The sequence below is a fragment of the Streptomyces speibonae genome (assembly GCF_984686075.1).
Genome location: NZ_OZ480260.1, coordinates 3595397 through 3615159, shown reverse-complemented (window position 1 = coordinate 3615159; position 19763 = coordinate 3595397). Strand labels below are relative to the sequence as shown.

Sequence of the window (19763 nt, the reverse complement as noted above, 5' to 3'; positions counted from 1 at the left end):
GCACAACCGGCCCGCGGCGGGAGCCGGCGGGGGAGGGGTCCCGCGTCCGCGCGGGCAGGAGTGACAATCGTCGGGTGAGCGCAGCAGAGAACGACACGCACGGCACCCCCGGGACCCCCGCGGGCCCCCGGCCCGAGCCCATCCGGTTCTTCGGCACGACCTGGGTCGACCACTCCGGCGGCTACACCGCCCGCCGCATCGGCGTCGCCGTCGGCTCCCTCGCGGCCGCGGCCGCCGCCTGCTTCGTGCTGCGCATCGCCTACGACGGGCTCCGGATCGCCGACGTCGGCAGCTTCGTCTCGCTGCTCATGGTCGTGATGTTCGCGATCTGCAGCTCGCTCGCCTTCCGCCACACCTGGTCGGGCTTCAGCACCCGCCCCGACCCCGAGCGCCAGGCGTCCCTGCGCGGCCTGCTGTCCATCGGCTTCATCGGCTCACTCCTCGCCTACTTCGTCCGCTCCCTCGTCGAGGCGCCGGGCGAGAAGCTGCACCGCGCGGAGTACGCCACGGCACGCGAGGAGTACGACAAGCGCGTCACCCGCCGTTCGGGGAACCCGTCGAAGAAGCGCCGCCGCTCCTGACCGCACCGGAGAAACCCCTCCGGCCCGCGCCCTGCCACGGCCACCATGGCCGTATGACGACATCGAGTTCCGACCAGGCCGCCCACACCGCCCGAGCCCACTCCTTCAACGGAGCCGCCGCCCGGTACGCGGCCAACCGCCCCTCCTACCCGGACGCGCTCTTCGACACCATCGAGGAGCTGGCCGGACGCCCTCTCGCCGGCTCCCGCGTCGTGGACGTCGGCGCCGGTACGGGCATGGCGACCGCCCGTCTGCACGCGCGCGGCGCCGATGTGCTCGCCGTCGAGCCCGGCGACGGCATGGCGGCCGAGTTCCGCCGCGCCCTGCCCCATGTGCCGGTCGTCCGGGGCAACGGCAATGCCCTCCCTCTCGCCGATCACTGCGCCGACGTCCTCACCTACGCCCAGGCCTGGCACTGGACCGACCCCGCCCGTGCCGTCCCGGAGGCGCTGCGCGTCCTGCGCCCCGGCGGCGCACTCGCCCTGTGGTGGAACACCGCCGCGCTCGACGTGACGTGGATCGCCGAGGCGGGCCGGCGCCTCGACCGCCACTTCGGCCGCGGACTCTCCGCCGAGCAGCGCACCGTCGGCGCCCGCGCCGCCGACCCCACCGGCCGCCTCGGCCTGCTCCGCCGCGACATCCGCTGGAGCCGCCGCGTGCCCGTCGACACCCACCTGGCCAACCTCGGCACCCACTCGGTCTTCCTGACCCAGGACGCCGACCGCACCGCGGCCTACCTCGCCGAGGAGCGACGGCACGTCCTGAGGATCTTCCCGGACGGGATCGTCGAGGAGACCTACGACGTCGTCCTCCTCCTCGCGACGACGCCGACGACACCGACGGCTTGACGCCTCCCGGGGCGCGGAGGATTATTCATCGCATGATGAATTACTCCTCCCGCCCACCGGAGGAACCGGCCGTCCACGCCCAGGACCTCACCGTCGTCCGAGGCCCCCGCACCGTCCTGCGCAGCCTCGACTTCACCGTCCCGCGCGGTCGGATCACGGGCCTCCTCGGCCCCTCCGGCTGCGGCAAATCGACCCTGATGCGGGCCGTCGTCGGCACCCAGGCCAAGGTCACCGGCACCCTCGAGGTCCTCGGCAGCCCCGCGGGACACCCCACCCTGCGCACCCGCATCGGCTACGTCACCCAAGCCCCCTCCGTCTACGACGACCTCACCGTCCGCCAGAACCTCCACTACTTCGCCGCGATCCTCGACCCCGGCCGGGCGGCCGCCGACCGCCGCCACGAGAACGTCACCCGGGCCATCGCCGACGTCGACCTCACCACCCACGCCGACGCCCTCGCCGGCACCCTCTCCGGCGGGCAGCGCAGCCGCGTCTCCCTCGCCGTCGCGCTCCTCGGCACCCCGGAACTGCTCGTCCTCGACGAACCCACCGTCGGCCTCGACCCCGTCCTGCGCCGCGACCTCTGGCAGCTCTTCCACACCATCGCCGCCGAACGCGGCGCGACCCTGCTGCTCTCCTCCCACGTCATGGACGAGGCCGAACGCTGCCACCGCCTCCTGCTCATGCGCGCCGGCGAGATCCTCGCCGACGGCGCCCCCGACGCCCTGCGCACCCGCACCGGCACCGACACCGTCGAGGACGCCTTCCTCCACCTGGTCGACGAGGCGACCGCGGCCGGCCGCACACAGGAGACGGCGAAGGAGACCACCCCATGAGCACCACCCACCCGACGACGGCCGCCCCCACCGCCCCGGCCGCACCCGCCCCGCCCCGCGCCCTGAACCTCTCCCGCACCACCGCCACCGCCGCCCGGGTCCTGCGCCAGCTCCACCACGATCCGCGCACCATCGCGCTGATGGTCCTCGTCCCCTGCGTGATGCTCTTCCTGCTCCGCTACGTCTTCGACGGCAGCGCACGCGTCTTCGACACCATCGGGGCCTCCCTCCTCGGGATCTTCCCGCTCATCACGATGTTCCTGGTCACCTCGATCGCCACCCTGCGCGAACGCACCTCCGGCACCCTGGAACGCCTCCTGGCCATGCCCCTCGGCAAGGGCGACCTCATCGCCGGCTACGCCCTCGCCTTCGGCGCCCTGGCGATCGTCCAGTCCGTCCTCGCCACCGGCCTCGCCGTCTGGTTCCTCGGCCTCGACGTCACTGGCAGCCCCTGGCTGCTCCTCCTGGTGGCCCTGCTCGACGCCCTCCTCGGCACCGCACTCGGCCTCTTCGTCTCGGCCTTCGCCGCCTCCGAATTCCAGGCGGTGCAGTTCATGCCGGCGGTGATCTTCCCCCAGCTCCTCCTCTGCGGCCTCTTCACCCCCCGCCCGAACATGCACCCCGTCCTGGAGGCCGTCTCCGACGCGCTGCCCATGTCCTACGCCGTCGACGCCATGAACGAGGTCCTCCAGCACACCGACATGACGGCAGCCCTCGTCCGCGACGTCCTGATCGTCGCCGGCTGCGCCCTGCTGGTTCTCACCCTGGGCGCCGCCACCCTGAAACGCCGAACCCCGTAGGCGTCCCGCCCACCGGACGCCCACACCCGCCACACCTCCGGGATGCGAGGATGACGAGGGACAAACCACCCCTGGAGGGCACCAACAGCCATGACCCAGAAAGTCGCAGTCCTCGGCACCGGCAAGATCGGCGAAGCCCTGCTCAACGGAATGATCCGCGCCGGCTGGGCCCCCGCCGACCTCCTGGTCACCGCCCGCCGCCAGGAACGGGCCGACGAACTCCGCGCCCGCCACGGAGTCACCCCGGTCTCCAACCCGGAAGCCGCCAAGATTGCCGACACCCTGATCCTCACGGTCAAACCCCAGGACATGGGCGCCCTCCTCGACGAACTCGCCCCGCACGTCCCCGCCGACCGCCTCGTCATCAGCGGCGCCGCGGGCATCCCCACCTCCTTCTTCGAGGAGCGCCTCACCACCGGCACCCCGGTCGTCCGCGTCATGACCAACACCCCCGCCCTCGTCGACGAGGCCATGTCGGTCATCTCCGCCGGCAGCCACGCCACCGCCGAGCACCTGGCCCACGCCGAGGAGATCTTCGGCGCCGTCGGCAAGACCCTCCGCGTCCCCGAGTCCCAGCAGGACGCCTGCACCGCCCTCTCCGGCTCCGGCCCGGCGTACTTCTTCTACCTGGTCGAAGCCATGACCGACGCCGGTATCCTGCTGGGCCTGCCCCGCGACAAGGCCCACGACCTCATCGTCCAGTCCGCGATCGGCGCCGCGACGATGCTCCGCGACAGCGGCGAACACCCCGTCAAGCTCCGCGAGAACGTGACCTCCCCCGCCGGCACCACCATCAACGCCATCCGCGAACTTGAGAACCACGGCGTACGAGCCGCCCTCATCGCCGCCCTCGAAGCCGCCCGCGACCGCAGCCGCGAACTCGCCGGCGGCACCAAGGACTGACGCACCTCACCACCCCTGCACGGAGAGGGTCACCCCGCGGCCTCCACGACCTCCCCGGTCGTCACCACCCGGGCGAAACCACCCCCGTGCAGGGACACCGCCGTCGCCCGCGCCAGCTCCTCGGCCTCGCGCCGCCAGCCGAACGGCCCCTCCAGACCGAACGTGTACGTCGCGTCGTACACGAACAGCACCTCGTACCCCAGGTTCCCACCCACCCGGGCCGTCGTCTCCACGCACATGTTGGTCTGAATCCCGGCCACCGCGAACTGGGAGATGCCCGCCTCCTTCAACCAGGCATCGAGATCCGGCGAACCGTGGAACGCCGAGTTCACGCTCTTCGTCACCAGCAGCTCGGACCCCGCACCCCCTTTCCCCCGCCGCGCCTCCACATAGTCCTTGAAGGCATTGCCCGGCTGTCCCGGCCGCAACGGCGACCGCGGCCCCACCGAGTCGTGCCGCACGAACACCACCGGCCGGCCCGACGCCTGCCAGACGTCGATCAACGAGGCGATGTTCTTGTCGGCTCCGGGGTTGTTCCGCGTCCCCCAGAATTCGAGGTCCTCGAAGCCCTGCTGCACATCGACGACCACCAGCGCTGCGTTCTCCGCGATATCCATGCCCCCGATCCTTGCCGCCCTCCGCCCCGCATCCCAGAGGTGCAAAAGCCATCGATCGATGGTTTACTGCCGACCATGGTGAGCACCCCCGCACCGGACCGCCCACGCGCCCCGTACCGCGTGGCCCTCGTCGCCTTCCCCGGCATCCGCGCCTTCGACGTCTCCGTCATCACCGAGGTCTGGGGCCCCGACCGCACCGACCGCGGCGCCCCCGCCTTCGACCTGCACCGCGTCGCTTCCGACACCACCCCCGTCCCCATGCGCGGCGGCCTCACCCTGCTCCCCGACCGCCCCCTCACCTGGCTCACCGAGGCCGACCTCGTCGTCGTCCCGGGTCTCGACGACCACCTCACCCCCGCACCGCCTCCCGTACTCGACGCCCTCCGCCACGCCCACGCCCGTGGCACCCCCATCGCCGCCCTCTGCGGCGGCGCCTTCACCCTCGCCCAGGCCGGTCTCCTCGACGGCCGCCGCGCCATCACCCACTGGAACCTGATCGACCTCTTCCGAGCCCACCACCCCCACGTCACCGTCGTCCCCGACGCCCTGTTCATCGAGGACCACAACATCTGGACCGCGGCCGGCACCGCCGCCGGCATCGACCTGTGCCTCCACCTCATCCGCCTCGCCCACGGAGCCGAAGCCGCCGCCACCATCGCCCGCTCCATGGTCACGGCCCCCTTCCGCACCGGAACCCAGGCCCAGTTCATCGAGCACCCCACTCCCCGCACCGACCGCGACGCCGACACCCTCGCCGCCGTACGCGAGCACGCCCTGCGCCATCTCCACCAGCCGCTCACGGTCGCCGACCTGGCCGCCCGCGCCGGCATGTCACCGCGCACCTTCGCCCGCCGCTTCACCGCGGCCACCGGCACCACGCCGCTGCGCTGGCTCCTCGACCAGCGCATCGCCGCAGCCCAGCGCCTCCTCGAACGCACCGACCTCCCCATGCCCGAGGTCGCCCGCCGGGCCGGCTTCGGCAGCGAGGTCACCATGCGTCAGCACTTCGCATCGCGCCTCGCCACCAGCCCCCGCGCCTACCGAGCCGCGTTCAGCACGGGCGCCCCGGTATCCGAGCCCGCCGGCAACAGGCCGATCGCCCGGTAAGCGGCATCCACGGTCGGCCGCGCCCTACCCCGCGCCCGCTCCGCACCATCCCGCAGCACCCCCTCTACATAGCCAGGATCCGCGCACAACTCCTTGTGCCTCTCCTGCACGGGCCGCAGAACCTCGACCACGGCCTCCGCCGTGTCCCTCTTCAAAGACCCGTACGACTCATATACACCGGCCAGCGCCTCCGGGTTCCCACCCGAGCACGCCGCGAGGATCTCCAGCAGATTCGCCAGCCCCGGCCGGGCCTCCCTGTCGTACACGACCTCGCGTCCGCTGTCGGTCACCGCCCGCATGACCTTCTTCCGCACCACGTCCGGCTCGTCCAGCAGATAGACGATCCCCGGCCCCGTGTCCTCGCTCTTGCCCATCTTCGCCAGCGGATCCTGCAGATTCATCACTCGCGTCGCCACCACCGGATGGGTGGCCCGCGGCACCACGAAGGCATGCCCGTACCGCTGGTTGAACCGCACGGCCAGATCCCGTGCCAGCTCCACATGCTGCGTCTGGTCGTCGCCGACCGGCACCTCATCGGCCCGGTAGGCCAGGATGTCCGCCGCCATCAGCACCGGATACGTCAACAGCGACAGCCGCACGCTCCCGCCCCGCCGCCGCTCCCGGGCCGCCTTCTCCTTGTACTGGATCATCCGCCGCATCTCGCCGTCCGTGGCCACGCACTCCAGCAGATACGACAGCCGCGCGTGCTCGTCCACATGGCTCTGCACGAACACCGTGCACAGCTCCGGGTCGAGCCCGGACGCCAGCAGCAGCGTCGCCGCCTGCCGGCTGAGTCTGCGCACCCGCCCCGGATCGTGGTCCACGGTCAGCGCGTGCAGGTCGACCACGCAGAACAGCGCGTCCGACTGGTGCTGGTCCACCGCGGCCCACCGCCGCATGGCCCCCAGATAGTTCCCCAGCGTCAGATGTCCGGTCGGCTTGATCCCACTGAAGACCCGTGTCATCTCTTCTTCTCCCTGCTCCTGGCCAGGACCGCCGTCCCCGGTGCGGCCGCCCCTCGGAGTGCTGGAGGGAGAAAACAAAACGGCCGCCGAGGCGGCGGCCGTCGAGTGCGTACGTAGCGTCGGCCGCCGTCAGGCGGCCCACCAGAACTGGCTGTACGTACGCGTCGTCATGGGCCCACCCTACGCCCTGGGGGTGGGGCCGGGCAGCGAGTTGACACGCCTTGGCGGGATCCGTAGTGTTCTCCGGGTTGCCCGACGTGAGCGCCGACTTCGGTCGGTCCCCGGGTGGCCATTCCGCGAGTACCACTACTGATCGACGTCAGCAGTCTGTCTGCCGACGTGTCCATTGGTATGTGTATTCGCGCAATGAGGAATCCGCACCCGAAAGGGCGCAGGACCCCGATTAGGTCGGGAGCCGGGAATCCGCTAAAGTCTCACTCGTCGGAACGGCCCAACGGCCGGGATGACAAACCCCGCTGACCGGGGATCAGATCGAGAAAAAGATCTGATAGAGTCGGAAACACCGAAGGGAAGCGCCCGGAGGAAAGCCCGAGAGGGTGAGTACGAAGGAAGCGTCCGTTCCTTGAGAACTCAACAGCGTGCCAAAAGTCAACGCCAGATATGTTGATACCCCGTCTCCAGCTTCTGCTGGGGCGAGGTTCCTTTGAAAAAACACAGCGAGGACGCTGTGTGCGAGGGGACTATTCCTCCTCTCGCACCGCTCTCGTGGTGTTCATCCCGATTACGGGAAAACATTCACGGAGAGTTTGATCCTGGCTCAGGACGAACGCTGGCGGCGTGCTTAACACATGCAAGTCGAACGATGAACCACCTTCGGGTGGGGATTAGTGGCGAACGGGTGAGTAACACGTGGGCAATCTGCCCTGCACTCTGGGACAAGCCCTGGAAACGGGGTCTAATACCGGATACTGAACCGTCTGGGCATCCAGGCGGTTCGAAAGCTCCGGCGGTGCAGGATGAGCCCGCGGCCTATCAGCTTGTTGGTGAGGTAACGGCTCACCAAGGCGACGACGGGTAGCCGGCCTGAGAGGGCGACCGGCCACACTGGGACTGAGACACGGCCCAGACTCCTACGGGAGGCAGCAGTGGGGAATATTGCACAATGGGCGAAAGCCTGATGCAGCGACGCCGCGTGAGGGATGACGGCCTTCGGGTTGTAAACCTCTTTCAGCAGGGAAGAAGCGAAAGTGACGGTACCTGCAGAAGAAGCGCCGGCTAACTACGTGCCAGCAGCCGCGGTAATACGTAGGGCGCGAGCGTTGTCCGGAATTATTGGGCGTAAAGAGCTCGTAGGCGGCTTGTCGCGTCGGTTGTGAAAGCCCGGGGCTTAACCCCGGGTCTGCAGTCGATACGGGCAGGCTAGAGTTCGGTAGGGGAGATCGGAATTCCTGGTGTAGCGGTGAAATGCGCAGATATCAGGAGGAACACCGGTGGCGAAGGCGGATCTCTGGGCCGATACTGACGCTGAGGAGCGAAAGCGTGGGGAGCGAACAGGATTAGATACCCTGGTAGTCCACGCCGTAAACGGTGGGCACTAGGTGTGGGCGACATTCCACGTCGTCCGTGCCGCAGCTAACGCATTAAGTGCCCCGCCTGGGGAGTACGGCCGCAAGGCTAAAACTCAAAGGAATTGACGGGGGCCCGCACAAGCGGCGGAGCATGTGGCTTAATTCGACGCAACGCGAAGAACCTTACCAAGGCTTGACATACACCGGAAACATCCAGAGATGGGTGCCCCCTTGTGGTCGGTGTACAGGTGGTGCATGGCTGTCGTCAGCTCGTGTCGTGAGATGTTGGGTTAAGTCCCGCAACGAGCGCAACCCTTGTCCCGTGTTGCCAGCAGGCCCTTGTGGTGCTGGGGACTCACGGGAGACCGCCGGGGTCAACTCGGAGGAAGGTGGGGACGACGTCAAGTCATCATGCCCCTTATGTCTTGGGCTGCACACGTGCTACAATGGCCGGTACAATGAGCTGCGATACCGCAAGGTGGAGCGAATCTCAAAAAGCCGGTCTCAGTTCGGATTGGGGTCTGCAACTCGACCCCATGAAGTCGGAGTCGCTAGTAATCGCAGATCAGCATTGCTGCGGTGAATACGTTCCCGGGCCTTGTACACACCGCCCGTCACGTCACGAAAGTCGGTAACACCCGAAGCCGGTGGCCCAACCCCTTGTGGGAGGGAGCTGTCGAAGGTGGGACTGGCGATTGGGACGAAGTCGTAACAAGGTAGCCGTACCGGAAGGTGCGGCTGGATCACCTCCTTTCTAAGGAGCACTTCTCACCAACTCCGGTTGGTCAGAGGCCAGTACATCGGCGAACGTCTGATGCTGGTTGCTCATGGGTGGAACGTTGACTACTCGGCATCTTCAGCCGCCTCGGGCTGCTAGTACTGCTCTTCGGAGCGTGGAACGCAGACCACGAGAGGCGAGGGTGCCGGGCACGCTGTTGGGTGTCTGAAGGCACGGCCGCATGGTCGTTCCTTCGGTGCCGGCCCCAGTGAACTCGAGCCGCTGCTTGGGGTGGTGGGTGGTTGGTCGTTGTTTGAGAACTGCACAGTGGACGCGAGCATCTGTGGCCAAGTTTTTAAGGGCGCACGGTGGATGCCTTGGCACCAGGAACCGATGAAGGACGTGGGAGGCCGCGATAGGCCCCGGGGAGTCGTCAACCAGGCTTTGATCCGGGGGTGTCCGAATGGGGAAACCCGGCAGTCGTCATGGGCTGTCACCCTTGCCTGAACACATAGGGCAAGTGGAGGGAACGCGGGGAAGTGAAACATCTCAGTACCCGCAGGAAGAGAAAACAACCGTGATTCCGGTAGTAGTGGCGAGCGAAACCGGATGAGGCCAAACCGTATGCGTGTGAGACCCGGCAGGGGTTGCGCATTCGGGGTTGTGGGATCTCTCTTTCATGGTCTGCCGGCCATGAGACGAGTCAGAAACCGTTGATGTAGGCGAAGGACATGCGAAAGGTCCGGCGTAGAGGGTAAGACCCCCGTAGTCGAAACGTCAGCGGCTCGTTTGAGAGACACCCAAGTAGCACGGGGCCCGAGAAATCCCGTGTGAATCTGGCGGGACCACCCGCTAAGCCTAAATATTCCCTGGTGACCGATAGCGGATAGTACCGTGAGGGAATGGTGAAAAGTACCCCGGGAGGGGAGTGAAATAGTACCTGAAACCGTGTGCCTACAAGCCGTGGGAGCGTCGCGTTGAGTGCTTGCACTCAACGTCGTGACTGCGTGCCTTTTGAAGAATGAGCCTGCGAGTTTGCGGTGTGTTGCGAGGTTAACCCGGGTGGGGTAGCCGTAGCGAAAGCGAGTCCGAAGAGGGCGATCTGAGTAGCACGCTCAAGACCCGAAGCGGAGTGATCTAGCCATGGGCAGGTTGAAGCGGAGGTAAGACTTCGTGGAGGACCGAACCCACCAGGGTTGAAAACCTGGGGGATGACCTGTGGTTAGGGGTGAAAGGCCAATCAAACTCCGTGATAGCTGGTTCTCCCCGAAATGCATTTAGGTGCAGCGTCGTGTGTTTCTTGCCGGAGGTAGAGCACTGGATAGGCGATGGGCCCTACCGGGTTACTGACCTTAGCCAAACTCCGAATGCCGGTAAGTGAGAGCGCGGCAGTGAGACTGTGGGGGATAAGCTCCATGGTCGAGAGGGAAACAGCCCAGAGCATCGACTAAGGCCCCTAAGCGTACGCTAAGTGGGAAAGGATGTGGAGTCGCAGAGACAACCAGGAGGTTGGCTTAGAAGCAGCCATCCTTGAAAGAGTGCGTAATAGCTCACTGGTCTAGTGATTCCGCGCCGACAATGTAGCGGGGCTCAAGCGTACCGCCGAAGTCGTGTCATTGCGATATGTACCCCCAACGGGGATCGTGATGGGTAGGGGAGCGTCGTCTGCCGGGTGAAGCAGCCGCGTAAGCGAGTTGTGGACGGTTGACGAGTGAGAATGCAGGCATGAGTAGCGATTCACACGTGAGAAACGTGTGCGCCGATTGACTAAGGGTTCCTGGGTCAAGCTGATCTGCCCAGGGTAAGTCGGGACCTAAGGCGAGGCCGACAGGCGTAGTCGATGGATAACCGGTTGATATTCCGGTACCCGCTGTGGAGCGTCAAACATCGAATCCAGTGATGCTAAGCCCGTGAAGCCGTCGGCTGAGTCTTCGGACGAGGTCGGAGTGGTGGAGCCGGTGACCCGAGCTGGTAGTAGGTGAGTGATGGGGTGACGCAGGAAGGTAGTCCATCCCGGGCGGTGGTTGTCCCGGGGTAAGGGTGTAGGACGTCAGGTAGGTAAATCCGCCTGGCAATAGTCTGAGACCTGATGCCGAGCCGATTGTGGTGAAGTGGATGATCCTATGCTGTCAAGAAAAGCCTCTAGCGAGTTTCATGGCGGCCCGTACCCTAAACCGACTCAGGTGGTCAGGTAGAGAATACCGAGGCGTTCGGGTGAACTATGGTTAAGGAACTCGGCAAAATGCCCCCGTAACTTCGGGAGAAGGGGGGCCACACTCGGTGATCCGATTTACTCGGTGAGCTGGGGGTGGCCGCAGAGACCAGCGAGAAGCGACTGTTTACTAAAAACACAGGTCCGTGCGAAGCCGTAAGGCGATGTATACGGACTGACGCCTGCCCGGTGCTGGAACGTTAAGGGGACCGGTTAGCTCACTTTCGGGTGGGCGAAGCTGAGAACTTAAGCGCCAGTAAACGGCGGTGGTAACTATAACCATCCTAAGGTAGCGAAATTCCTTGTCGGGTAAGTTCCGACCTGCACGAATGGCGTAACGACTTCTCGACTGTCTCAACCATAGGCCCGGTGAAATTGCACTACGAGTAAAGATGCTCGTTTCGCGCAGCAGGACGGAAAGACCCCGGGACCTTTACTACAGTTTGATATTGGTGTTCGGTTCGGCTTGTGTAGGATAGCTGGGAGACTGTGAAGCCTGGACGCCAGTTCGGGTGGAGTCGTCGTTGAAATACCAGTCTGGTCGTGCTGGATGTCTAACCTGGGTCCGTGATCCGGATCAGGGACAGTGTCTGATGGGTAGTTTAACTGGGGCGGTTGCCTCCTAAAGAGTAACGGAGGCGCCCAAAGGTTCCCTCAGCCTGGTTGGCAATCAGGTGTTGAGTGTAAGTGCACAAGGGAGCTTGACTGTGAGACCGACGGGTCGAGCAGGGACGAAAGTCGGGACTAGTGATCCGGCGGTGGCTTGTGGAAGCGCCGTCGCTCAACGGATAAAAGGTACCCCGGGGATAACAGGCTGATCTTCCCCAAGAGTCCATATCGACGGGATGGTTTGGCACCTCGATGTCGGCTCGTCGCATCCTGGGGCTGGAGTCGGTCCCAAGGGTTGGGCTGTTCGCCCATTAAAGCGGTACGCGAGCTGGGTTTAGAACGTCGTGAGACAGTTCGGTCCCTATCCGCTGTGCGCGTAGGAGTCTTGAGAAGGGCTGTCCCTAGTACGAGAGGACCGGGACGGACGAACCTCTGGTGTGCCAGTTGTTCTGCCAAGGGCATGGCTGGTTGGCTACGTTCGGGAGGGATAACCGCTGAAAGCATCTAAGCGGGAAGCCTGCTTCGAGATGAGGGCTCCCACCCACTTGATGGGGTAAGGCTCCCAGTAGACGACTGGGTTGATAGGCCGGATATGGAAGCACGGTAACGTGTGGAGTTGACCGGTACTAATAGGCCGAGGGCTTGTCCTCAGTTGCTCGCGTCCACTGTGTTGGTTCTGAAACCACGAACAACCCCATGCCATGGTCACGGCGTGGTGCTGGTTGTTGATTGTTTCATAGTGTTTCGGTGGTCATAGCGTAGGGGAAACGCCCGGTTACATTCCGAACCCGGAAGCTAAGCCTTACAGCGCCGATGGTACTGCAGGGGGGACCCTGTGGGAGAGTAGGACGCCGCCGAACAATTCTTGAGAGAGCCCCCGTGCCATTCGGCCCGGGGGCTTTCGGCGTTTAGGGTCATGCCATGCGCTATGACCTCGTGATTTTCGACAACGACGGTGTGCTCGTCGACAGTGAGCCCATCTCCAACAGGCACCTTGCCTCCTACCTCACCGAGCTCGGGCACCCCACCACCTACGAGGACTCCATCCGGGACTACATGGGGTCGGCCTTGCACCGGGTGCACGACCTCATCGAGGAGCGGACCGGACGGCGGTTGCCGGCCGACTTCGACGACGTCTTCCACGCTCGCGTCTTCGCCGCGTTCGAGCGGGAGTTGAAGCCGGTGTCCGGGGTCGCCGACGTCCTGGAGAAGCTGGCGGCGGACGGGGTGCCGTACTGCGTGGCGTCGTCGGGGAGTCATGAGCGGATCCGGGTGGGGCACCGTGCGGCGGGGCTCGACCGGTGGTTCGACGACGAGCGGATCTTCAGCTCGCAGGACGTGGGACGCGGGAAGCCCGCCCCCGATCTGTTCCTGCACGCGGCGACGCGCATGGGCCTGCCGCCCGAGCGGTGTGTGGTCGTGGAGGACAGCCCGCTCGGTGTGCAGGCGGCCGTGGCGGCCGGGATGGATGTGTACGGGTTCACCGCGATGACGCCGGCCGAGAAGCTCGACGGAGCCACGCGACTCTTCGGCGACATGCGGGAGTTGGTCGCGCTCGTCTCCAGAGACTCGGACTGAAACTGAATCCGACTCATCTTTGACCGGATCTACCCACCAGTACCCCCGAGCCTTACGCTCGCCGCCATGACTGATGTGCTGCGGCGCGGCAGGGCCTCGCTGGCGTTCAGCTTCCTTGTGCAGGGCGTCGCGTTCGCTCTGCTCGTGACGCGCATCCCGGCCATCCAGGACCGGTACGGGGTCTCCGACGCGCTGCTGCCCGTCTTCCTCGCCGCCGTTCCCATCCTGGCCGGCGTCGGCAGTGTGACCACGGAGCGTCTGGTGAAGCGGGTTCCGCCGAGCCGGGTGCTGCGCTGGTCGCAGCCCGTGGTGCTGCTGGCGTTGCTCGGGGTCGGGGCGGGCCGTGACATGACCCTGCTCGCCGTGGCCCTGGCCGCCTTCGGGCTGGCCGTCGGCGCGCTGGACGCGTCGATGAACATGCTCGGGGTGAGCCTTCAGCGGGCGTACGGGCGCAGCATCATGCTCAGTTTCCATGCGGCGTACAGCCTGGGCGGGATCGTCGGGGCGTCGCTCGCCTGGGTCGGGGCGCACTGGGAGCTGGCGCTGTGGGTGTCGTATCTGCCGGTCGTGCTGGTGCTGATGCCGGCGGCGCTGGTCGGGAGCCGCTGGTACGTCGACAGCCGCGACGACGCTGCTCCACAGGACGTCGAGGGTGTGGGCGCGGGCGGCGGTCTCAGATGGCTGTTGCCGCTGTGTCTGGTGATGACCGTGGCCTACATCGGGGACTCGACGGTCTCCAACTGGAGTGCGAAGTACCTCCAGGACGTGCTCGGCAGTTCGGAGCAGCTGGCGACCGTTCCGTACAACGTCTACATGGTCACCACGCTGCTGGGGCGGACGATCGGGGACCTCGGGGTGCGGCGGTTCGGGGCCGTGGCGGTGGTGCGGGCGGGGGCGCTGGTGGCGGCGGTGGGGTTCGCCGTGGTGGCCGGGGCGCCCGGGGCGTGGGCGGGGATGCTCGGGTTCACGCTGCTGGGGCTGGGACTGTGTGTGCTGGTGCCGCAGACGTTCGCGGCGGCGGGGCGGCGTGCGGACGAGACGGGGCGGCCGGGGGCTTCGGACGCGGCCATAGCCCGGCTGAATGTCTTCAACTATGTGGGCTTTCTGATCGGTTCTCCGTTGGTCGGGACGCTGGGCGATGTGTGGAGCTATCGCGGGGCGATGCTCGTTCCGATGGTGTTGGTCCTGGTGACCCTCGTGTACGCCCGTTCGTTCGCGCCTCGGCCTGACCGATACGGTGGCCATCATGAGCGGCCGCGCACAGCTGATGTGGGACGAGGCAGTAACGGGCTATGACTTCGGCCGGGACCATCCGATGGACCCGGTCCGGCTCGACCTGACCCGGAGACTGGTCTCCGCCTTCGGGCTCGACCGCGAGGTGGAGGTGGTCGCCGCCAAGGCGGCCGGGGAGTCGACGCTGCGGCTCGTCCACCGGGAGGACTACATCGAGGCGGTGCGGACGGCGTCGGAGGTGCCCGAGCTCGCGGACCAGTCGTACGGGCTGGGCACGCTGGACGATCCCGCGTTCGCCGGGATGCACGAGGTGTCGGCGCTGATCGCGGGGCAGTCGGTGGGGGCGGCGGAGGCCGTGTGGCGTGGGGAGGCGGCGCACGCGGTGAATTTCGCGGGCGGGCTGCACCATGCGATGCCCGGGTCCGCCTCCGGCTTCTGCGTGTACAACGACGCCTCCGTGGCCATCGCCCGGCTGCTGGAGCTGGGGGCCGAGCGGGTCGCGTACGTCGATGTGGACGTGCATCACGGCGACGGGGTGCAGGCGGCGTTCTGGGACGACCCGCGTGTGCTGACGATCTCGCTGCACGAGCATCCGCGGACGCTGTTCCCGCAGACCGGGTGGCCGGAGGAGACCGGAGCGGGCACGGCGGAGGGCAGTGCGGCCAACGTCGCCCTGCCGGCCGGGACCGGCGACGCCGGATGGCTGCGGGCGTTCCACTCCGTCGTACCGGAGCTGCTGGCGGACTTCCGGCCGCAGGTGCTGGTGACGCAGCACGGGGCCGACACGCACTTCGAGGATCCGCTGGCGCATCTGGCGGTGTCGCTGGACGCGCAGCGGGCGGTGCAGACGGCCTGCCACGAGCTCGCGCACGAGTACTCCGACGGGCGGTGGGTCGCACTGGGCGGTGGCGGCTACGCGGTGGTGGAGGTCGTGCCGCGGTCCTGGACCCATCTGGTGGCGATCGCGGCCGGGCGGCCCGTGGAGCCGACGGAGATGATCCCCGAGGAATGGCGGCAGCAGGTCTACGCCCGGACCCGGCAGCCGGCACCCCGGCGGATGACGGACGGGCGGTGGCCGGTGTCCTGGACCGCGTGGGACGAGGGGTACGACCCGGCGGACCGCCTGGACCAGGCGATCCTCGCGACACGGCGTGCGGTGTTCCCGCTGCGGGGGCTGCTGCCGTAGGGCCCCGGGGGAGGGTGCCCGTAGGGCCGGCTCCGACGACGGCGTCCGCGGGGGCCGTTAGGCCGACCGTGCGGTGTCCGTGCCGTTCCGGCCCCGCAGGGCCCCGGTGTCCCGCACCATCGCTGGTGTGCTGACCACCGACGGCCTTCGTGCGCATCTCCTGGCTGCCCGGCTCGCCGGGGTGGTGGGCACCACCCGGGAGGAGAGCCTGCGCAGCTATCGGTTGTTCGCCGCGCGGGACCCGCGCCTGTTGATCGGATTGGATCCGCAATGGGTATGGGGACAGCGGGATCTGATCGCGCTGATGGCGGACCGGTGTGGAGTTTCGGCCGATCCTGCGCATACCTTCGGCCATGATGTGATCGACCCCGGGCGTACCCTGGCCGCGCTGGACGCCTGTGCGGAGCGTCTGGCGGAGGCCGCCCGGGGCCGTGAGCCGGTCCTTCTCGGGACCGGTCACCCCCACCGGCTGCTCGGTTTCTACGCCGCTCTGGCAGACGGTCTGTCGTCAGCGGGATGTACCGTCCTCACTCCGGCGCAGGGTCGCCGTGTCGACATAACGACCCGGTTCGGCCTACGCACCTGCAACCTCGACTACGTACGAGGAGTCGGGCTCGTCCGCGGCGCGACCTCGCAGCACCCCGGTTGTGAGCCGGGCGCACACACGCACTCCCCGCTCCCGGTTCGGACCGCGCTCGCCGCGGCGGCCGACGCCGGCGGGCCGCTTCCCGCGCTGGTGATCGGAGACCACGGCTGGGTCTGCGGGGCAGGTCAGCTGGGGTTCGAGGCCATGGGACTGGCCGATGTGAACGACCCGGCCCCGTTCGTCGGGGAGGCCGAGGGGGCCGTATCGCTCGTCGTTCCACTTGAGGACGGTGCGCGGTCCGATTACTACCTGCCGCTGACCCGCTACGTACTCAATCGAGCGTGTCTGTCACAGTAGGTCGCCGATGGCTGCACCTCTTCCCCACTCGCATCACAGGCACCTACATTGGGGAGTGAGCACGCAGCGACGAAGAGTCACCGGAAGGGGAAGCCGGTGGCCGTCGAGTGCGGAAGGTTCAGGTGTGTCATGGCTGCAGCTGGCGAGAGGCCTCTGAACGAGGTTCAGTTCCTTACCGTGGCGGAAGTCGCCTCGGTGATGCGAGTGTCGAAGATGACCGTGTACCGCCTGGTGCACAGCGGTCATCTGCCCGCGATCCGGGTGGGGCGGTCCTTCCGCGTCCCGGAGCAAGCGGTTCACGAGTACCTCCGCGAGAGCTACGTGGGGGTGGAAACCGCCTGACGGCGTGCCGGGGAGTCCCGTACCGAGCGTGTAGGGGCCTCCCCGGTCACCTCGATTACGACCTCAGCGCTCGGGCGGGTAGGCTAGCCCCTCGTAGGTCGTGTGGGCCCATGGCGCCCAAACACCGAGTGATGAGAAGTGAGCGAGGGTAGTCGTGGGCTCTGTTATCAAGAAGCGGCGCAAGCGGATGGCCAAGAAGAAGCACCGCAAGCTGCTCAAGCGCACGCGCGTCCAGCGTCGCAACAAGAAGTAAGCGGCAGCGCGAAAGCGTGTCCAGTGGCCCCCCACCGCAGTCCGGTGGGGGGCCACTGCCGTTCGTACGTCCGGGGCGGTCGTCACGACGGGCATTCGGTTGGTTCCGCAGAGCGACGGTGACCCGATAGGTTGGCCGTCGGGAGCAGGGCGAGAGGAAGGCGCTGATCTTGGGAAAGGTCGTGCTCGTGACCGGGGTGGCCCGGCAGCTGGGAGGCCGCTTCGTCCGGCGGATCCTGCGGGACCCCGAGGTGGACCGGGTCGTCGGCGTGGACGCGGTGCCGCCCGAGCACCACCTGGGCGGCGCCGACTTCGTCCAGGCGGACATCCGGCAGCCCACCATCGCGCGGGTGCTCGCCGAGACGGGCGCCGACACGGTCGTCCACCTCGACGTCACCGGGACGCCGCTGGGCAGCTCCAGCCGGACGGCGCTGAAGGAGACCAACGTCATCGGGACCATGCAGCTGCTGGGCGCCTGCCAGAAGTCCCCCAGCATCAAGCGGCTGGTCGTGAAGTCCAGTACGAACGTCTACGGTTCGGCGCCCCGCGATCCGGCGGTCTTCACCGAGACGACCCCGCCCAAGTCGCTGCCCAGTGGCGGCTTCGCCAAGGACACCGTCGAGGTCGAGGGCTATGTGCGCGGCTTCGCGCGGCGCCGCCCGGACGTCGCCGTGTGCGTGCTCAGGTTCGCCAACATCCTGGGCCCGGCCGCGGACAGCCCGCTCGCCTCGTACTTCTCGCTGCCGGTGCTGCCGACCGTCTTCGGCTACGACCCCCGGCTGCAGTTCGTCCACGAGGACGACGTCATCGAGGTGCTGCGGATCGGCTCGCACGAACCCCGCCGCTCCACGCTCAACAGCGGCACCTTCAACATCGCCGGCGACGGTGTGCTGCTGCTCTCGCAGTGCTCCCGGCGGCTGGGCCGGCCCACCGTGCCGCTGCTGCTCCCCGCGGTCACCTGGGCGGGTTCGCTGATGCGTACGCTGGGGATGTCGGACTTCTCGCCCGAGCAGATCCGGCTGCTCACGCACGGACGGGTGGTGGCGACGGACCAGATGCGGGAGACGCTGGGTTTCACCCCGAAGTACTCGACTGCCGAAACGTTTGCCGACTTCGTCCGCAGTCGTGGTCCCGGGCTGCTTCCGCCGGAGGCCCTCGCGGGGGCCGTCGACCGGATCGCCGCGCTGCCCCTGCCGGGCAGCGGTCACTCCCCGACGCAGAGCGCCAACTGAGGAGCGCAGCAACGATGGCGGACGCCAAGGTCATTCCGTTCGACGACGACCACCGTTCCCGCGGCGGGGCCGCGCAGCGCACGTCGCGCCGCCGAAGTGCGGCGAGTCGGCGCCAGGGCGGGCCGGGGCCCGCGGCGGTGGGGGAGGTCCAGCCCCTGCCGGGAGTGACGCCCGTGCACGATGATGATCCGGTGACCGGTGAGGACGAGCAGACCCAGGAGCAGCCGGCCGCCGAGAGCGCCGGGGACGGTGACGGCGACGGCGGCCTGGAGCGGCGGATCGCGAGCGGCCTGGCCTTTCTGCGCCGCCGCCTCACCGGGGACTACGACGTCGACGACTTCGGCTACGACGAGGAGCTCACCGACCAGGTTCTGATGTCGCTGCTGCGTCCGGTGTACGAGAAGTACTTCCGGGTCGATGTGAAGGGCATCGAGAACATCCCGTCGGAGGGCGGCGCGCTGATCGTCGCCAACCACTCCGGGACGGTGCCGGTGGACGGCCTGATGATGCAGGTCGCCGTGCACGACCACCACCCGGCCGACCGTCATCTGCGGCTGCTTGCCGCGGACCTGGTGTTCATGCTGCCGGTGGTCAACGAACTCGCCCGGAAGCTCGGACACACCCTGGCCTGCGCGGAGGACGCGGAACGGCTGCTGGCGCAGGGGGAGCTGGTCGGGGTGATGCCCGAGGGGTTCAAGGGCATCGGGAAGCCCTTCGGCGAGCGGTACAAGCTCCAGCGCTTCGGGCGGGGCGGGTTCGTCTCGACGGCGCTGCGGCAGGGGGCGCCGATCGTTCCGTGCTCGATCGTCGGGGCGGAGGAGATCTACCCGATGATCGGCAACGCGAAGACGCTGGCGCGGCTGCTGGGCTTCCCGTACTTCCCGCTGACGCCGACGTTCCCGTGGCTCGGGCCGCTCGGTGCGGTGCCGCTGCCGACGAAGTGGACGATCCAGTTCGGCGAGCCGATCCCGACGGACGGCTTTCCGCCGGAGGCGGCGGAGGACCCAATGCTGATGTTCAACCTGACGGACCAGGTCAGGGAACAGATTCAGCACACGCTGTACAAGTTGTTGGTGCAGCGGCGGTCGGTGTTCTTCTGAAGCCGCCTTCCCGTTGGCCCGGGTGGTGAGTCGCCGGACGGAGTCCGGCGCAGCTGTCCGAAGCCTGCGAAGCAGTGCGAGGGCAGCGGACAGGAGGGGCCAAGTTGTTGGTGCAGCGGCGGTCGGTGTTCTTCTGAGTTCCTCCGACCGGTCAGGTCGTTTCTACCGGCCG

Annotated in this window: 16 protein-coding genes and 3 rRNA genes; 17 read left to right on the top strand and 2 right to left on the bottom strand. The window is 67.3% G+C overall.

Annotated elements, in window-relative coordinates:
* Positions 1 to 74 precede the first annotated feature (74 nt).
* From AC5L3C_RS16260 to proC, 5 genes are all read left to right on the top strand, one after another.
* Positions 75 to 581 (top strand): EamA/RhaT family transporter, encoded by a 507-nt coding sequence (locus tag AC5L3C_RS16260; RefSeq protein WP_493649616.1) that lies wholly within the window; start codon positions 75 to 77, stop codon positions 579 to 581.
* 53 nt (positions 582 to 634) lie between these two features.
* On the top strand, positions 635 to 1429 hold the full coding sequence (locus AC5L3C_RS16255; protein WP_493649615.1) for a class I SAM-dependent methyltransferase: 795 nt from the start codon (positions 635 to 637) through the stop codon (positions 1427 to 1429).
* A gap of 32 nt (positions 1430 to 1461) precedes the next feature.
* Positions 1462 to 2265, top strand: a complete 804-nt coding sequence (locus AC5L3C_RS16250; protein WP_493649614.1) for an ABC transporter ATP-binding protein — start codon at positions 1462 to 1464, stop codon at positions 2263 to 2265.
* Positions 2262 to 3065, top strand: coding sequence for an ABC transporter permease (locus AC5L3C_RS16245; protein WP_493649613.1), 804 nt, complete (start codon positions 2262 to 2264; stop codon positions 3063 to 3065). Before AC5L3C_RS16250 ends, AC5L3C_RS16245 begins: the two co-directional genes overlap by 4 nt.
* A 90-nt stretch (positions 3066 to 3155) precedes the next feature.
* Positions 3156 to 3968, top strand: coding sequence for a pyrroline-5-carboxylate reductase (proC, locus tag AC5L3C_RS16240; RefSeq protein ID WP_493649612.1), 813 nt, complete (start codon positions 3156 to 3158; stop codon positions 3966 to 3968).
* 29 nt (positions 3969 to 3997) lie between these two features.
* Here proC and AC5L3C_RS16235 read toward each other — a convergent pair whose 3' ends face one another.
* Positions 3998 to 4585: a cysteine hydrolase family protein gene (locus AC5L3C_RS16235; RefSeq protein ID WP_493649611.1), complete on the bottom strand. Its 588-nt coding sequence runs from the start codon at positions 4583 to 4585 to the stop codon at positions 3998 to 4000.
* A 75-nt stretch (positions 4586 to 4660) separates the two neighbouring features.
* Here AC5L3C_RS16235 and AC5L3C_RS16230 point away from each other — a divergent pair, with 75 nt between their 5' ends.
* A complete protein-coding gene (locus AC5L3C_RS16230) occupies positions 4661 to 5692 on the top strand; it encodes a GlxA family transcriptional regulator (RefSeq protein ID WP_493649610.1) in 1032 nt (343 codons plus the stop codon).
* Here AC5L3C_RS16230 and trpS read toward each other — a convergent pair.
* Complete coding sequence (trpS, locus tag AC5L3C_RS16225) at positions 5623 to 6657, bottom strand: tryptophan--tRNA ligase (protein ID WP_493649609.1); 1035 nt, start codon at positions 6655 to 6657, stop codon at positions 5623 to 5625. The two genes, AC5L3C_RS16230 and trpS, sit on opposite strands and share 70 nt — an antisense overlap.
* A 755-nt stretch (positions 6658 to 7412) precedes the next feature.
* On the opposite strand from trpS, the gene AC5L3C_RS16220 reads away from it, so the two are divergent.
* From AC5L3C_RS16220 to AC5L3C_RS16170, 11 genes are all read left to right on the top strand, one after another.
* Positions 7413 to 8940 (top strand): 16S ribosomal RNA (locus AC5L3C_RS16220).
* Between the two features lie 309 nt (positions 8941 to 9249).
* Positions 9250 to 12375, top strand: a 23S ribosomal RNA gene (locus tag AC5L3C_RS16215).
* A 93-nt stretch (positions 12376 to 12468) separates the two neighbouring features.
* Positions 12469 to 12585: ribosomal RNA gene (rrf, locus tag AC5L3C_RS16210) — 5S ribosomal RNA — on the top strand.
* Together the 16S, 23S and 5S rRNA genes form the textbook arrangement of a ribosomal RNA operon.
* A gap of 61 nt (positions 12586 to 12646) precedes the next feature.
* Positions 12647 to 13303 (top strand): HAD family hydrolase, encoded by a 657-nt coding sequence (locus AC5L3C_RS16205; protein ID WP_493649608.1) that lies wholly within the window; start codon positions 12647 to 12649, stop codon positions 13301 to 13303.
* Positions 13304 to 13369: 66 nt separating this feature from the next.
* A complete protein-coding gene (locus tag AC5L3C_RS16200) occupies positions 13370 to 14599 on the top strand; it encodes an MFS transporter (protein WP_493649607.1) in 1230 nt (409 codons plus the stop codon).
* Positions 14550 to 15722: an acetoin utilization protein AcuC gene (locus AC5L3C_RS16195; protein WP_493649606.1), complete on the top strand. Its 1173-nt coding sequence runs from the start codon at positions 14550 to 14552 to the stop codon at positions 15720 to 15722. The genes AC5L3C_RS16200 and AC5L3C_RS16195 overlap by 50 nt, the downstream gene beginning before the upstream one ends.
* A 127-nt stretch (positions 15723 to 15849) precedes the next feature.
* Complete coding sequence (locus AC5L3C_RS16190; RefSeq protein ID WP_493649605.1) at positions 15850 to 16665, top strand: phosphatase; 816 nt, start codon at positions 15850 to 15852, stop codon at positions 16663 to 16665.
* Positions 16666 to 16794: 129 nt separating this feature from the next.
* Positions 16795 to 17007: a helix-turn-helix domain-containing protein gene (locus AC5L3C_RS16185; RefSeq protein WP_004984898.1), complete on the top strand. Its 213-nt coding sequence runs from the start codon at positions 16795 to 16797 to the stop codon at positions 17005 to 17007.
* Positions 17008 to 17161: 154 nt separating this feature from the next.
* Entirely contained in the window at positions 17162 to 17260 is a 99-nt protein-coding gene (locus tag AC5L3C_RS16180) for a 30S ribosomal protein bS22 (RefSeq protein ID WP_003948845.1), read from the top strand.
* Between the two features lie 169 nt (positions 17261 to 17429).
* Positions 17430 to 18491, top strand: coding sequence for an NAD-dependent epimerase/dehydratase family protein (locus AC5L3C_RS16175; RefSeq protein ID WP_493649604.1), 1062 nt, complete (start codon positions 17430 to 17432; stop codon positions 18489 to 18491).
* Between the two features lie 14 nt (positions 18492 to 18505).
* A complete protein-coding gene (locus AC5L3C_RS16170) occupies positions 18506 to 19591 on the top strand; it encodes a lysophospholipid acyltransferase family protein (protein WP_493649603.1) in 1086 nt (361 codons plus the stop codon).
* Positions 19592 to 19763: the final 172 nt, after the last annotated feature.

What these genes read in the sequence shown, in the direction of transcription:
- AC5L3C_RS16195 (WP_493649606.1), top strand. Translation starts at nt 14,550, where the DNA reads ATGAGCGGCCGCGCACAGCTGATGTGGGACGAGGCAGTAACGGGCTAT.
- trpS (WP_493649609.1), bottom strand. Translation starts at nt 6,657, where the DNA reads ATGACACGGGTCTTCAGTGGGATCAAGCCGACCGGACATCTGACGCTG.
- AC5L3C_RS16255 (WP_493649615.1), top strand. Translation starts at nt 635, where the DNA reads ATGACGACATCGAGTTCCGACCAGGCCGCCCACACCGCCCGAGCCCAC.
- AC5L3C_RS16205 (WP_493649608.1), top strand. Translation starts at nt 12,647, where the DNA reads ATGCGCTATGACCTCGTGATTTTCGACAACGACGGTGTGCTCGTCGAC.
- AC5L3C_RS16245 (WP_493649613.1), top strand. Translation starts at nt 2,262, where the DNA reads ATGAGCACCACCCACCCGACGACGGCCGCCCCCACCGCCCCGGCCGCA.
- AC5L3C_RS16185 (WP_004984898.1), top strand. Translation starts at nt 16,795, where the DNA reads ATGGCTGCAGCTGGCGAGAGGCCTCTGAACGAGGTTCAGTTCCTTACC.
- AC5L3C_RS16230 (WP_493649610.1), top strand. Translation starts at nt 4,661, where the DNA reads ATGGTGAGCACCCCCGCACCGGACCGCCCACGCGCCCCGTACCGCGTG.
- AC5L3C_RS16200 (WP_493649607.1), top strand. Translation starts at nt 13,370, where the DNA reads ATGACTGATGTGCTGCGGCGCGGCAGGGCCTCGCTGGCGTTCAGCTTC.
- proC (WP_493649612.1), top strand. Translation starts at nt 3,156, where the DNA reads ATGACCCAGAAAGTCGCAGTCCTCGGCACCGGCAAGATCGGCGAAGCC.
- AC5L3C_RS16235 (WP_493649611.1), bottom strand. Translation starts at nt 4,585, where the DNA reads ATGGATATCGCGGAGAACGCAGCGCTGGTGGTCGTCGATGTGCAGCAG.
- AC5L3C_RS16170 (WP_493649603.1), top strand. Translation starts at nt 18,506, where the DNA reads ATGGCGGACGCCAAGGTCATTCCGTTCGACGACGACCACCGTTCCCGC.
- AC5L3C_RS16250 (WP_493649614.1), top strand. Translation starts at nt 1,462, where the DNA reads ATGATGAATTACTCCTCCCGCCCACCGGAGGAACCGGCCGTCCACGCC.